Origin of the sequence: Pedobacter psychrotolerans, from assembly GCF_004340665.1 — a bacterium.
Taxonomy (GTDB): domain Bacteria; phylum Bacteroidota; class Bacteroidia; order Sphingobacteriales; family Sphingobacteriaceae; genus Pedobacter; species Pedobacter psychrotolerans.
In genome coordinates this window covers 258,088-272,656 of sequence record NZ_SLWO01000003.1, presented here as the reverse complement: position 1 = coordinate 272,656, position 14,569 = coordinate 258,088, and the positions used below count along the sequence as shown (strand labels likewise).

Below are 14,569 nucleotides of genomic sequence, written 5' to 3'. Positions count from 1 at the left end.
TGGTTAAGAAAACGTGTTTATGGTATTTACTAAATGGTCAATATCTGAAGGCTGATGCCAGCTACATAATATGACCCTGTTAATAGGCATGCTATTTGGATTAAGGTAAGGAAAGGATGATATTAAAATTTGCTGATTTAAGAGATGCTGGTCAATTCCCGGGGTATCAGCTAAAAATGCCGGAAAGCCAGGTTCGAATTTCCACTGGTGATGGAGGCTCTGAGTAAATCGATTGATATTATGCTGAAGTTTAGACCATTCGCTTTGGTAAATCTGTTGCGCATGAATAAACGCAAACATACCTGCAGCTGCCGGGGGCGAAGCGCCAACAAACATACTCGTGCTTTTTAATTCGGATATCATTTTTTCAGTACCCAGCACTAAGCCAGCATCTATACCTAAAGCTTTAGCCATTGAGGCAACAACTACACTATTTATATTTTTCTTTTTAGGTAGTGCAGATAATGCACTTAAGCCTTGATTATTTATTCCTATGCCATGAGAATCATCAACAATTAGAATGATGTTATTCTCAGGATCAATATCATTTAGGAAACTGAAATCATAAACCTCAGGCACTAAGTTATTCATGGAATTACTAATTAATACCCAGTTTTTTTCAGCTGAAGTATTGATGAACTGAAGGATTTCTTTACTCCAGTTTGTAAAAGAACCTGAAGTTGCGGGTTTTTCATTTATCCAGAGTGAAGGGTGTGTATTTGGAGCATAAATTACATGACCAAAAGCAGAAAGTTGTTTAACGGTTAATTGAGCGGCTAAGTATCCGCTTGAAGTGATCAATCCATCCTGAGCCATGTATCGGGCTGCAGCAACATTTTCAGCCTCCTGATAGATGCCAAGCTGAATATTATTGCTGCGGCTGGTACCATTATTTAAACCAAATCTTTTCAGTCCTTCAAGATATAACTCGGTAAAAGCCTGGTTTTGTGGAATCCCCAGATAAGCTGTTCCGCCAAAGTACAAATATTTTTCACCATCGATCGTCATTTCATTCGAAAGGGCTTGATTGATAGATCGGAATTTTTGATTCATTGCCTGATTGTGATTGCTATAAGACGCATCATTAGCAGCCTTAATAATTGATTTGATAGGTTAAAACTGATCATGAATATAAGTCATTATTCTAACCATTTCAGCTCTTACTTCAGCTGTTGGCTTAATGAAATTATTGTTCATAAAGGAATAAATATAGGTTTTGCCTTTTTTAGTTAACACATAACCGCTTTGATTATGTACACCACCTAATGATCCGGTTTTGCCATAAATAAATGGCTGATCGGTTTTGGGATATGCATTTTTTAAGGTGCCGGTTTTACCACCAGCAGGGAGCATATCAAAAAGCTTCGCTCGATTATTCACCAATTTATAGATGGAGTCTAGCAGATAAATATTATCCCGTGGTGTAAATAAATTCTGACGGGATAAGCCTGAACCATCCGCCCACTGTACTTTATCTGGCAAAAAGGATAAGTATTTTTTGGTCACGTACTCAATAGCCTTGGTTGTGCTAAGTGTATCTCCGATTTGATTGGAACAAACCAGCAGCAGGTGTTCAGCTATAAAATTGTCGCTTGGTAACATCATGTGCTTCAAAACCGAATCTCTTGTGGCACCAGGTAATGTTTGCGCATCAGCAGGGATTTTCATTTTGATAATACCAACTTGCTTATGCAAAGTATCAATTAATAGCTCTACAGTGGTTTGGGTGCTTGTTTTATAGGGGTTTTGCTGATTATAGCCAGGTTTCACAGCTACATTCGGATAGCGAAAATGGTTCACTAAAAAATCTCTGGTCACTTGGAAATTTCCGCTGGTTTTGGTGGAATCAACTTCAAAACAAGGTGCAAAAACTTTAGGTATGATATTGATTTTGTTTGAGCTGATATAGGTTGAGGTGACCATATTATCCATAATGGGCATTTCTGTAATCTCCGGCTGGTAATAATAATCGTAATCATCCCAGCTCCAACCATTTCCAAAGAAAGATCCCGAATATCTACCTGGCGCAAAAAAGAGCTTTTTATTGCTATTCTGAAGAAAATGATACGCGGATTGATCCTTAACCGCAAATTGTAAAAATGAGGGATCTCCAGTTCCCCAGAATATCAGGGAATCGTTTCGTTCCACGTACTTTAAGGCAGGCATCCGTTCAGGTAACATTTGTAAGCTCGCATAAAAAGTATACAGCTTGGTGTTGGATGCAGGTGTGAAATATTTGTCAGCATCTTTCTGAAAGATCATTTTTTTATCTTCCATATTATACAAAGCAAAACCCACCTCATATTGCTTGATCACCTCGGAATTTTTGAACGCTTTAGCTACTTTTTTTGCAATCATTTGGTCTGTAGAACAGCCAATTAAGCCTGATACGATAAAAATTATAATTGCAAAAGATAAATAATGGACTTTGGGAATAAACATCATGCTGAATTAGAAATGACAATTGCCAACTAATTTATTAAATTTAATTTAATGTTAACCAAATATGCCATTGTAACCTTTTCAGTATGTCGCAAAGTAATGATTTGCCTGGCCTGCTGTTTGGCTTTTTTTAAAGGTTATGGGCAAGAATTTGTATTTCCTGAGAATAAATCAAAGCAATCTATTCCCTTTAAGTGTATTAAAAACCTCATCATTATTCCACTGATGGTGAATGGAAAAGGGCCCTATGATTTTGTTCTGGACACCGGAGTTGGCCCTTTAATTATTACAGAACCCTCTATTATTGATTCGCTGGACTTTAGCACCATGCGTAAGATCAAGTTATCTGGTCTTGGAGTAGAAAGTGTTGAGGCCTATGTTTCTCAAAATGTAAGTGCCCAGTTGGGAAAAGCAAAAATTAAATACATTCCTACTGCGGTTTTAGAAGAAGACCTATTTAATTTATCTGGTCATTTGGGGATTAAAATTTATGGGCTGATAGGTTTCGATTTCTTCAATAGCTTTATTGTAGACGTTAGGTATAGCCATAACAAACTTATTTTTTATAATTTGAAAAGTAAGGTGAAATACCGTGGAGCAAAAATTCCAATCCTGATTGAAAAACAAAAACCCTACATTGAAACACAAGTGGTGGTTGATGATACGGTAAAGGTAAAGGCCAGGTTGCTTATTGATACCGGCGCAAGCCATGCTTTATCTATGGAAATGCTAGGTAGTGGCGCTTTTCCTACACCATCTAAAAAGGTAAAAGCAAATTTAGGAATGAGCTTAAGTGGAGAAATTAAAGGTTATGTTGGGCGGATTTCAAAGTTTTATATTGGTAATTATACATTTGATCAGGTTGTTGCCGGTTTTCCGGATTTTGAATACATTTCAAAAAGAATTGACCTGAGTAAACGGAATGGAAATTTAGGTGGTGAAATTCTGAGGAAATTTGATATTCAATTTAATTACCAGCAAGGATTTATATCACTAAAGCCAAATTCCAACCGTAAAAAGCCGTTTCAGCATGATATGGTAGGCATGGTTGTTTACCTGGAGCAGAATGAATTTAAAAGGGTATTAATCGGCGAAGTTGATGAAGGTTCACCCGCAGAAAAGGCTGGCTTTATGCTTCATGACGAAATTATCAGTATAGATTTTAAACCCATCGAATTCTATACTTTAAACGACATTAATGAACTTTTTAAATCAGGGCCAGGCAGAAGACTTCTTTTTGAAATCTATCGGGGTGATCGTATTTTATTTAAATTTGTTCAACTGGAAAAAAGAATTTAATTCGACCCGTAATTTTCTAGTTACAGATGAATTATGCTGTAACAAGCCTCTAACTTCGGGCTCTATTATATCATATAACACATCAATGAAGAAACAACTTAGCGTACTTGCTTTTGCAGGTATGGTTGCGCTTGGTTTGGCAGGATCCAATTCAGTATACGCACAAAAGAAAAACAAAAAGGGCACAACTAGCCCCGCCATTCCGGCAACAGCTACTTCAGCAGCGATACCTAAAAAAGATGGTATCAAACCGTTTTCTGAAGTGATTACGGCTAAAGCCATCACCACTAACGGATTATTTAAAACACACAAAGTTGAGGATAAGTGGTATTTTGAAATTCCAGATAGTTTAATCAACCGGGAAATGCTGGTGGTTACCCGTTTGGCAAAGGCTCCAGTAGGTATAAAGGTGGGCAATCAGCAATATGGTGGCGAAGAATTAAATGAACAGGTTTGGAAATGGGAGCGTAAAGGCAAACAGGTTTATATCCGTGTGCCAAGCTATGCTACAAAAGCAGATCCAAATAGTGATATGTATGAGTCGGTTAAAAATTCAAACCTGGATCAGATTTTAGCGGGCTTTGAAATTAAAGCCTTAAATAAAGATACTACAGGTGTGGTAATTGATGTAACCGATTTTTACAATGGCGACATTATGGCTATTGGTGCTACCGACCAGATCCGTAAGGCATATAAGGTTATTGCCTATGATGCCACACGTTCTTACATCGATACGGTTAAAACTTTTCCGATTAATATTGAAGTTAAAACAGCTAAAACTTATAAGGCTGCAGAATCACCGACAGATAACAGTAATGCCGCAGTAACTTTTGAATTTAATACCTCCATGTTGTTATTGCCTAAAACACCAGTTAAGGCCAGAATTATGGATAGCCGAGTAGGTTACTTTGGGCAATCACAGCTTGATTATGGAACTGACGCACAGAAGGCAGAACGCACAGCTTATATTCACCGCTGGAATTTAGTTCCAAAAGATACTGCTGCTTACATGCGAGGCGAGTTGGTAGAGCCAGTAAAACCAATTATTATTTACATTGACCCTGCTACACCAAAAAAATGGGTACCCTACTTAATTCAAGGGATTAATGACTGGCAAGCTGGTTTTGAGGCTGCGGGTTTTAAAAATGCAATTATAGGTAAGCAAGCACCAACACCACAAGAAGATCCGCAGTTTAGCGTGGAAGATTCACGGTATTCGGTTGTACGTTATTTCGCATCCGATATTGCAAACGCTTATGGGCCACATATCAGCGATCCAAGAACCGGGCAGATTTTAGAAACCCACATTGGTTGGTACCACAATGTGATGAACCTGTTGCGCAACTGGTATTTTGTTCAAACTGCAGCGATAAACCCGGATGTACGTAAGGCTAAATTTTCTGACGCACAAATGGGCGAATTAATTCGTTTTGTGTCGTCACACGAAATTGGCCATACTTTAGGTTTGCCACACAATTTCGGTTCGAGTTATGCTTATCCGGTAGATTCATTGCGATCGAAAACCTTTACAGATAAACATGGAACCGCACCTTCAATTATGGATTATGCCCGGTTTAACTATATCGCCCAGCCAGGTGATGGTGTAACAAAATTACACCCACAAATTGGCGAATATGACAAGTGGGCCATCAAATGGGGTTATTCATGGATTCCAGGAAATAAAACTGCCGAGCAGGAAAAAGAAATTTTGAACCAGTGGGTGCTGAAAAATGCTGGTAATCCATTGTATTTCTACGGTAGACAGGGAACAAGCTTAGATCCGCGTTTACAAAGTGAAGATCTGGGCGATAATGCCATGAAAGCGAGTACTTATGGTATTGCCAACCTCAAACGTATTCTGCCAAATGTAGAAAAATGGACTTACCAGAAAGGGAAGGATTACAGCGACTTAAAAGAAATCTACAATGAAATCATTGGTCAGTTTAATCGCTACATGGGGCATGTGACTACAAATGTTGGTGGCTTGAGTGAAAACTTTAAAACGTATGATCAGTCAGGTCCTGTTTATGCCTATCTGCCAAAAGCAAAGCAAAAAGAAGCGATTACTTTTTTCAATCAACAATTGTTTACTACCCCTTTATGGCTAATCAGCAATGAACAATTAAATAAATTTGATAATGGCGTATTGTTAAACCGCATTAAAGCGGTTCAGACGAATACCTTAGGGAATCTTTTATCTGCGCCACGTCTTGCCCGTTTGCTGGATAATGAAACAAAAAACGGACCGTCAAAGGCCTATACTATGCCACAATTATTTACCGATTTGAGAGCTTCTGTATTTGCCACAGGCAGAGCCGATGCATTCAAACGGAATTTGCAACGTGCATATGTAGATCAATTGGAAAACCTGATGACCAAAGAAGCCGAACTTCCGGTAGGATTACCTGTTGATTATGCTGCGGGATATGGCTTAACACCAGTTAATGTAGGTTTATCAGATATCAGGCCACTGGTTAGGGCTGAGTTAAAATTATTATTAGCCACTACAAAAGCCAGATCAGCTGCAGGTGATGAGATATCAAAGGCACATTATGAAGATTTGAATATCAGGATTAAAGATATTTCAGATCCGAAAAAATAAAATAATTATAGAATGATCATTTAGTCATTTTATAATTCAATTATTCAGAAAGCGGAGTCAATCATTAAGTTGGTTGCTCCGTTTTTTAGGTTAATAAGTTATTATAGAATTATTAATGCCTTAATCTGAGTTTTAACACAATTCATACTTTTACGAAAATTGAATCTTATGTTGAAAAAATCATCCCTTGCCATCGTTTTATTGCTTTTTGGATTATATAGTGTAGCTCAGGAAACAGATTCACTAACGGTTGCTAAAACCAAATGGCAGAAAACCAGGATTACCAGACAAGTAAAATTATTCAGGCATCATTTTAACCATCAAAATCTTTTTGGATCAAATGAAAATATTTCTTTTGTCGAGATCAAGAATTCAGGCAGAAAAATAGTTTTTGCATTAGGTGCTGAGGAGAAAGAATTAATTACCACCAGCGATTTTGGTGTAAGAGACACTGCAATAGTTGCCATAAACGGTAATTTTTTTGACGTGAAAGATGGTGGGTCGGTTGATTATGTTCGCCTTAATGGAAAGGTTATTAATACCAATAGGTTGGATAAGAATGGTAACCGGGCAAAGCACCAGCAAGCAGCCGTGGTTATTAATCATGGAATACTGGACATTAAAAAGTGGGATGGCTCTGAAGACTGGGAAACAAAATTAACACCACAAAATGTTTTGCTTAACGGTCCGTTATTAAGATATAACAACCAAAACGAAGTATTGGATACCACTTCCTTCAATCGTTTTCGCCATCCGCGAACCTGCCTGGGGATCAAACCAAATGGTCGGGTGATTTTGTTAACTGTTGATGGGAGAAATGAAAATTCAGCGGGTATGAGTTTAATGGAGTTAACAAGTTTGATGAAATGGCTGGGTTGCACCGATGCTATTAATTTTGATGGTGGTGGCTCAACTACATTGTGGGTTGATGGAATGCCAGATCATGGTGTGGTTAATTATCCTTCAGATAATAAAAAATGGGACCATGAAGGGCAGCGTAAAGTAGCCAATGTGGTGCTGGTTAAAAAGAAATAATTATTTTAGCGCCAATGATTCAAAATATTTTAAAACTCTTTTTCATCGTACTGATCTTATCTGCCTGTAATTCGCGGTCTAAAAAAAATGATGCGACCTTAAGAGACTTCAGCTTTGCGCCTGTGAAAGGAATCCGTTTCGAAGAGGTAAAACGTCGCTTTAGCAATAACCTGTCTTTTAATAAGGAGGGTTTTATGCAGGAACCTTCCTGGATTATTGAGGTGGCAGCAGAAGATACCATGATGGCCTGGAGCCCGCAGAAGCAAAAAATGCAGAAATTTTATTTACAATATGATCATGGTAACGTGTACAACTTTGCTGAAGAGTTTTTTAAGGTGAAGCATATCAGTAAAGATAGCCTTGTTTTTCAACGGATTCAGGTTGATGGAAGGGTAATTGCCGATGATATTCGATCAGATGTAAACATGACATTTTATGCGCAGACCTACATCAAGAATAAGTTGAAAACAACAGCATCAGCCTTGCAGAAACCATCAAAGGCAGATACCCTGTTTATTAAAAAACGATCAGACGAGGTTAATCGCACTGGAACAGGAGCCTTTGCTGCCCGAGTGCCTGTTCAGTTTATACCGAAAAGCAAGATTGTAAAAGTAGAAAAGTTTAGCACGGTAGATAAACTACAGAAAAGAACAGCTGCTTACGATTATATGTTCCCTCAATACCGGATCGAAATTCAGCGGGCCTACAAAGATTTTGCTTATGAATGTTTGGCAGTTGTAGATTACACCGGAGCAATGAGAATTGTAAATGTAAATGGCGTTTTGCCAGATGCGGTAGAAGGGAAAAAAAGAATGATGCAAGGCGTAGCAGATATTTATATCAGAAACCTTTTTAATGTTATTCCCGGAACGACCCTTGGAATTCCACATAATAGTGAAATTACGGTTATGATTGTTGGGAAGGCAATTAAAAAGCCTTAGTAATCTGATGTTTACAAAATTTTAACGTTAAAAAAATGTTAAAATTTATTTTGATTTTAAAAATTAAAACTTACCTTGCAGACTTAATTTTAATATTTAATACAATGCAAGAAGGCACAGTAAAATTCTTCAATGTAACTAAAGGTTTTGGCTTTATCGTACCTGCTAATGGCGATAGCGAAATTTTTGTTCATTCAACAGGTCTTATCGACGAAATCCGTGAAAACGACAAAGTACAGTACGAAGTTGCTAACGGTAAAAAAGGCTTAAATGCCGTTAATGTGAAAGTAATTTAATTTATTATCATATTTACAAAAAAGCCTCGATCTCAATCGAGGCTTTTTTTGTTCCAACGATTTTTGTAAAATTAATCGTTTAAAAGAAGGGCCTATAACTACTATTTATATGACGAATTACTTTATTATTCCCGGTCTGGGCAATTCAGGTCCTGATCATTGGCAAACACACTTCGAAAACTCAGGTGAAAATTTCACCAGAATTGAGCAGCAGGATTGGGAAACACCCACATCAAATGATTGGATTACAAACATAGAGGAAGCATTATCAGGTTATGATTTATCTACAGTGGTTTTAATCGGTCATAGCTTGGGCTGTACAGCCATCGCTAATTGGGCCAAACATTATCAAAAGAAAATTAAAGGTGCTTTATTAGTAGCCCCAAGTGATTTAGAAGCACCAAAATATACCTTTGATACTATTGGCTTTGATCACGTTCCATTGGATAAAATCAGTTTTAAAACCATTGTAGTCGCCAGTACAAATGATGAATGGGTAAGTATAAAAAGAGCTGCGTTCTTTGCTGAAAAATGGGGTAGCGAATTCATTAACATTGGTAATGCAGGGCATATTAATGCCGATGCAGGTTTTGGCGAGTGGCCAAATGGACTGGAAATTTTAAAAACTTTAGGGTAAATTTATTTTGCTGAGTTCCCGCAGATTTCAGAAAAAGCGCAGATGAATATCATCTGCATAAATCATTTTGATCTGCAGGGACATTAAATTTTCTTACTTTGAACTATCTTATCCCTTAAAAACCGATCAAGAAAAATTAATCCAATAACCAGATCCGCAAATAAGAAGCTATAAACCGTGGTAGGTGTGATGTATTTATCTAAATTGAAGTTGAAATTAATTTTCTGATCAAAACCAGGCATAGTTAGATTTGAATTATAAAGTACATAGCCAAATAATGCCAGTAAGGAGATTATGAAAAAGCCACCAATGCTATAAATAATCTTTTTATCAACCTGTGTTTTCATCGCTACAGGGGCCGGGACTATGGCAACACTTTCCATTACATTTCTGGTGAATGACATGGAGGGTTCTTCCAATTCTATTTTATCAAAAGTGAGGTTAAAACGTAATAATTCTTCATACTGATTTTTAACTTCAGCATCAGTATCTATTTTTTCTTTGATGATACTTGCCTGGGCAGCATCCAGGTTTCCATCTATATAATCCCAAAGTTGTTCATCTATCGTGTTCATAGCAGTTCCTTTACTTCGTCCTTTAATAAATATTGTAATTTTTCTTTTAACTTTTGTCTGGCCCGATGCAACTTTACCTTAATCGTGTTGGGCTCCATATGTAGGGTTACACCAATCTCTTCCAGGCTTTGTTCACCTTGATAGAATAAGGTAATAATTGTCGCATCATCCGGCGTCAACTGTGTAATTGCCTGATTTAAGAATTGATGGCTATCTTTTCTTTCATAACCATTCGCCATAAAGGCAGAGGTATGATTTTCCAACTGTAAGAAGGTTTCATCATCACTAATCGATAACGTATCCAGCCGTTTTTTTCTTAAAAAGGTCATGGCTGTAGTATAAGTAATTGTATAAAGCCAGGTGCTAAACTTTGAGGTCTGTTTAAAAGTGCCAAGCGCTTTATACGCTTTGATGAAACAATCTTGTGCAATCTCCTCTGCATCCTCTCTGTTTTTTGCAAAGCGTAACGCAAGGGTAAATACAAACCGTTGATGGCGTTTAACCAATAAAGAATATTGATCGGTTTGCCCGTTCAATATCTTTTCGATCAGCATTAAGTCTGTAATTTCCTGCGTCATTCTTTCTGTAAGACTACCGTAATGATGATGAGGTTACAGGGGATTTTTATTATTTACGCGTCGTCGGCTTCTCTGTTCGCTATGATAATGCTTAGCTAATCTGCGAAATCTCCGAAATCAGCGGGATAATTTCACACGTTTTTCTCCCGCAGATTTGGCAGAAAAGGTTCGCAGATTTAAAGGGGTTTAGGTTAGGAGAGGTGCGATTTTAAGTATTTCTACATTCATTTACGCGTCGTTGGCTTCTCTGTTCGCGATGATAATGCTTAGCTGATCTGCGAAATCTCCGAAATCAGCGGGATAATTTCATACGCTTTCTCCCGCAGATTTGGAAGGAAAGGTTCGCAGATTTAAAATGAGATGAAGCTAATGAGCCGCAAAAAACTTTAACCCGGCAATAGAACCAATTAAAGTACAAATAAAAAATATCCGCCAGAAAGTAGCCGGCTCGTTAAAATAAATAATGCCTACGATGACCGTTCCAACAGCCCCAATTCCAGTCCATACGGCATATGCTGTTCCCATTGGAAGCGTTTGTGTAGCTCTGTTCAACAAAAGAAAGCTCAAGCCAATGCAGAGTATAAATGCTGCGGTCCACTTTATATTCGTAAAATTATTAGATAACTGTAGGCAAGTGGTAAAGCCAACTTCGAAAAGCCCGGCTATAATTAAAATGATCCAGTTCATGTTAAATGTGTTTTAACAAAGGTACCAGCCACATTTTAAGCATCCTTTTACATTTGTTAAAAAATGGATTATTTTCCTGCTCTTATTCTACTCAATGTAACTTGAGTAACCCCTAAATAAGAAGCGATATGCTTTAAGGCAACGCGTTTAAGTAGTGCTGGTGATTGATTTACAAATTCCTGATAACGCTCTGCTGCACCTTTAAAAGATCGGTCTATTAACCGTCTTTCTGTAGCAATCAATTCCTGTTCGGCCATTTTTCTGCCCCAGTTTGCTATTTCTGTGTTACCGTTATAGAGACTAAATAAATCAGCTAGTTTAATTTGAATCAATCTGCAATCTTCCAATAATTCGATGTTTTCGTAACCCGGTTTATTGTTAATGTAACTATTAAAAGAAAAGAGCACATTGCCGCTTTCGCCAAACCAAAAAGTGATTTGCTGGTTTTCGCCGTCTGAATAAGCCCTGGCGATGCCACTTTGCAGCACATAAAAATGTGGCTCTACCCGGTCTGCCCGAATTAATATCGTTCCTTTTGGGTAATTAATATCTTGAGCATGTTTCGCAAATTCATGTAGGGAATCATCACTTAATGATTTAAATATTTCTATATTTTTTAGTTGCTGATACAAGATTTATAAAGCTATTTTTTTTTATGCAATGGTGTAACCTGATTTAAAAGAGTGTTGTCATATAACACAGAACACGGTTCAAAATAAAAGAAACTTAATTAACATATAAAAAAAATATTATTATGGAAGCAGTATTAGTCCCAATTTCAATATTCCTTGGCACATTCGCAATGGTTTTTGGAATCCGCTATTTATCAAATAAAGAAAAAATGGCTATGATCGAACGTGGCATTCATCCTGGTGTTTCAAAATCTGCACCAAAGCCTTACTTAAGTTTAAAGTTCGGTTTATTGATGGTTGGTTTAGGAATTGGCCTTTTAGTAGCGCTGATTACGGTAAGAAACGTTTTTGGTCAAGGAATCACTCGTGCGGAGGAAGGACAGGCCGTTGCCATTTACTTTGGCTTTTTAGGTATTTTTGGAGGCCTTGGATTAATCACATCGTTCATCATTGAAAAGAAAGCGATAGACAATCCACCTCTTAAATAACTTCTGAACATAAAATTTGCTGATTGCCAGATACAATCTGCAAATTTTTATTGTGGTTTATTAATAATCGCAACTGTTAAACGACTGATGCAATTCATTTTACCTCGATCATCATAAAGTTTGATATCCCAGATGTGGGTTTTAGCGCCACGATGAATAATTTTGCATATTCCGGTCACCAGCCCACTTTTTACAGGCCTAAGGTGATTTGCGTTTACTTCTAATCCTACTGCTACATGTTTTTCCGGGTCGATACACATGTAGGAAGCAATGCTCCCTAAAGTTTCTGCTAAAACCACAGATGCACCCCCATGTAAAATGCCGGCAGGTTGGTGAGTGCGTTCATCAACTGGCATAGTACCAATGATAAAATCTGCACCAATTTCAGTAAATTTAATGTCGAGCAAGCCGCCAATATGATTTTTAGGACGATTGTTCAAATCCTCCACTGTAAATTCTTTAAACCACATGATAACGTTCTTTTAGTATTTCAACATGATGCATAATATGTCCGCCCGTAACAAATAATATCGATTTCACATTAATTTCCCGGCCTGATGCTTGTCCAGCCCGATGGATTTCCTCATCGTTTAAACTTCTGAACAAGTAAATATTAGCTTTTCGTAGTGTTGCAAATTCTTCGATAAGGTCTTCATAATTGCGCTCGCTAAAGCGGGCATTAGCAACATAATCGTTTTCATCAAATCCTGGCAAAGGCTGCTTTTCATTTCTGGAAAAACAGGTAATGCGGAATGCAAAAATACGTTCGCAATCAATGATGTGGCCAAGCATTTCCTTCACTGTCCACTTATTTTCAGCATAAGCATAGTTTTCCTTTTCCTTATTTCTTCTAAATAAAGCCGGAATGCTAATCGCCTGTTCTTCCAGTAATTCAAAAATATTCTGGTTAACTTTGTGGATGTAAGTTTCGGCCCAGATCGGGTATTCGTTAGGCTGTGGTCGGTTCATATCTTAAGCTGCTTTTTAATATTATTCTAAAAGTCGTTCCTTTGCCCACTTCAGAGTCTTTAACAAAGATTTCTCCACTGTGGTAATTCTCTACAATTCTTTTAGTTAGTGAAAGACCTAATCCCCAGCCACGCTTTCTGGTGGTGTATCCAGGCTGGAACACGGCATCGAACTTAGATCGTGGTATCCCTTTTCCGGTATCGGTCACATCGATAAAAACCTGTTCTTTCGCTAAATTTTCGATGATGTTGATGGAGATAGATCCTTCATTTTCAATCGCATTAGCCGCGTTTTTAAGCAGGTTTTCTATCACCCAGTCAAATAAAGGAATATTTAACAAGGCCCGAACCTGTTCATCGCCAGAAATACTAAACTTAACCTTATCCGATGTTCTAACTTTGAAGTACCTGATAAAATCACTAACGACAATGTATACTGTATGGTCTTCCAAGATGGGTTTGGAGCCAATCTTAGAAAAACGGTCGGCAATAATTTCAAGGCGTTTAATGTCGTTTTCCATTTCAGCAATTAATGGATCATCTTCAGCATCAAACTTCGATTTCATGAGTTCGGTCCATGCCATTAGGGATGATATGGGAGTGCCCAACTGATGCGCGGTTTCTTTAGCCAGACCTACCCAAACGTGATCTTGTTCATCCCGTCTTGCCGAGCTGAATGCGGCATAAGCAGTAAGAAGGAAAAGAAAAATAACCGCCATTTGGATATAAGGGAAATAGCGGAGCTGTGTAAGTATGAATGAGTCTTTATAATATGCTTGATAACTACTACCCAGAATATTCATGGTTAATGGCCTGTGCTGGCTACTCATTTGCCGTAACTGATGAACGAAATATAAACTGTCATAGGTGAGAGTTGTATCCGTTTCGTAATTTGTTTTGGTAGAATCTAAACCAAAATAAGTAGTGATATTTTGAGAAGAGTCGACCACAATAACAGGTGTTTTGGTGTTTTTTCTAACACTCTCTACTACCTCACGAAAGTTGTCATTATCCATTAATAACATGGATCTTTCCTGAACCTTTACCCAAAGTTGAAATTGATTCGCCTCCTCACGTTCCATCTTTTTCACAAAAGAATCGGTGTAAAACACTGATGCAATGCCAATTAGGATTGCGAATATGAGAAGGAAAAACTTCCAGCGGCGTTTCTTTTGATAAGGATTCATGCTTTGGGTAGCCAAATTACAATAACAAAACGAGAAAAACAGAAAACCATTATGCTTTTTCAAAAACGATGAGGCAATCATTATAAAAGCATAATAGATTCATCGTAGATGAAAACAAGGTAAAATGAATGAAAAACATATCTTTGTGCCGTCTTGCGTTTTGCGCCAGGCGTTAAGCGTTTCACACGCCATACGCCACACG

At 37.7% G+C, this 14,569-nt stretch carries 16 protein-coding genes; 7 read left to right on the top strand and 9 right to left on the bottom strand.

Annotated features, from left to right (window positions below):
* Positions 1–3: 3 nt before the first annotated feature.
* Positions 4–1,053, bottom strand: a complete 1,050-nt coding sequence (locus tag EV200_RS08575; RefSeq protein WP_132531134.1) for an aminotransferase class I/II-fold pyridoxal phosphate-dependent enzyme — start codon at positions 1,051–1,053, stop codon at positions 4–6.
* 60 nt (positions 1,054–1,113) lie between these two features.
* The gene (locus EV200_RS08570; protein ID WP_229676810.1) at positions 1,114–2,358 is read right to left on the bottom strand and encodes a D-alanyl-D-alanine carboxypeptidase; all 1,245 of its coding nucleotides are present in this window, start codon (positions 2,356–2,358) and stop codon (positions 1,114–1,116) included.
* A gap of 135 nt (positions 2,359–2,493) precedes the next feature.
* On the opposite strand from EV200_RS08570, the gene EV200_RS08565 reads away from it, so the two are divergent.
* The 6 genes from EV200_RS08565 (at position 2,494) to EV200_RS08540 (ending at position 9,252) form a co-directional block, all read left to right on the top strand.
* Positions 2,494–3,741: an aspartyl protease family protein gene (locus EV200_RS08565; RefSeq protein ID WP_132531132.1), complete on the top strand. Its 1,248-nt coding sequence runs from the start codon at positions 2,494–2,496 to the stop codon at positions 3,739–3,741.
* Positions 3,742–3,826: 85 nt separating this feature from the next.
* On the top strand, positions 3,827–6,343 hold the full coding sequence (locus EV200_RS08560; protein WP_132531130.1) for a zinc-dependent metalloprotease: 2,517 nt from the start codon (positions 3,827–3,829) through the stop codon (positions 6,341–6,343).
* 168 nt (positions 6,344–6,511) lie between these two features.
* The gene (locus EV200_RS08555) at positions 6,512–7,378 is read left to right on the top strand and encodes a phosphodiester glycosidase family protein (RefSeq protein WP_132531128.1); all 867 of its coding nucleotides are present in this window, start codon (positions 6,512–6,514) and stop codon (positions 7,376–7,378) included.
* 14 nt (positions 7,379–7,392) lie between these two features.
* On the top strand, positions 7,393–8,319 hold the full coding sequence (locus EV200_RS08550; protein WP_132531126.1) for a hypothetical protein: 927 nt from the start codon (positions 7,393–7,395) through the stop codon (positions 8,317–8,319).
* Between the two features lie 104 nt (positions 8,320–8,423).
* Positions 8,424–8,615, top strand: a complete 192-nt coding sequence (locus EV200_RS08545; protein WP_025141747.1) for a cold-shock protein — start codon at positions 8,424–8,426, stop codon at positions 8,613–8,615.
* A gap of 109 nt (positions 8,616–8,724) precedes the next feature.
* On the top strand, positions 8,725–9,252 hold the full coding sequence (locus EV200_RS08540) for an RBBP9/YdeN family alpha/beta hydrolase (RefSeq protein ID WP_132531124.1): 528 nt from the start codon (positions 8,725–8,727) through the stop codon (positions 9,250–9,252).
* Positions 9,253–9,335: 83 nt separating this feature from the next.
* On the opposite strand, the gene EV200_RS08535 is transcribed toward EV200_RS08540, so the two are convergent.
* The 4 genes from EV200_RS08535 to EV200_RS08520 all read right to left on the bottom strand — a co-directional run bounded on the left by EV200_RS08535 (position 9,336) and on the right by EV200_RS08520 (position 11,724).
* Positions 9,336–9,827 (bottom strand): anti-sigma factor family protein, encoded by a 492-nt coding sequence (locus EV200_RS08535; RefSeq protein ID WP_132531122.1) that lies wholly within the window; start codon positions 9,825–9,827, stop codon positions 9,336–9,338.
* A complete protein-coding gene (locus EV200_RS08530; protein ID WP_132531120.1) occupies positions 9,824–10,405 on the bottom strand; it encodes an RNA polymerase sigma factor in 582 nt (193 codons plus the stop codon). Before EV200_RS08530 ends, EV200_RS08535 begins: the two co-directional genes overlap by 4 nt.
* A gap of 366 nt (positions 10,406–10,771) precedes the next feature.
* Complete coding sequence (locus tag EV200_RS08525) at positions 10,772–11,092, bottom strand: DMT family transporter (protein WP_132531118.1); 321 nt, start codon at positions 11,090–11,092, stop codon at positions 10,772–10,774.
* A gap of 68 nt (positions 11,093–11,160) precedes the next feature.
* Positions 11,161–11,724 (bottom strand): Crp/Fnr family transcriptional regulator, encoded by a 564-nt coding sequence (locus EV200_RS08520; RefSeq protein WP_132531116.1) that lies wholly within the window; start codon positions 11,722–11,724, stop codon positions 11,161–11,163.
* A gap of 122 nt (positions 11,725–11,846) precedes the next feature.
* On the opposite strand from EV200_RS08520, the gene EV200_RS08515 reads away from it, so the two are divergent.
* The gene (locus EV200_RS08515) at positions 11,847–12,212 is read left to right on the top strand and encodes a DUF6249 domain-containing protein (protein WP_132531114.1); all 366 of its coding nucleotides are present in this window, start codon (positions 11,847–11,849) and stop codon (positions 12,210–12,212) included.
* Positions 12,213–12,259: 47 nt separating this feature from the next.
* Here EV200_RS08515 and EV200_RS08510 read toward each other — a convergent pair whose 3' ends face one another.
* The 3 genes from EV200_RS08510 to EV200_RS08500 are packed head-to-tail and all read right to left on the bottom strand — an operon-like array spanning position 12,260 to position 14,367.
* Positions 12,260–12,682: a hotdog fold thioesterase gene (locus EV200_RS08510; RefSeq protein ID WP_029281726.1), complete on the bottom strand. Its 423-nt coding sequence runs from the start codon at positions 12,680–12,682 to the stop codon at positions 12,260–12,262.
* Positions 12,672–13,181, bottom strand: a complete 510-nt coding sequence (locus EV200_RS08505; RefSeq protein WP_132531112.1) for a DinB family protein — start codon at positions 13,179–13,181, stop codon at positions 12,672–12,674. The genes EV200_RS08510 and EV200_RS08505 overlap by 11 nt, the downstream gene beginning before the upstream one ends.
* The gene (locus EV200_RS08500) at positions 13,162–14,367 is read right to left on the bottom strand and encodes a sensor histidine kinase (RefSeq protein ID WP_132531110.1); all 1,206 of its coding nucleotides are present in this window, start codon (positions 14,365–14,367) and stop codon (positions 13,162–13,164) included. The genes EV200_RS08505 and EV200_RS08500 overlap by 20 nt, the downstream gene beginning before the upstream one ends.
* Positions 14,368–14,569 lie beyond the last annotated feature (202 nt).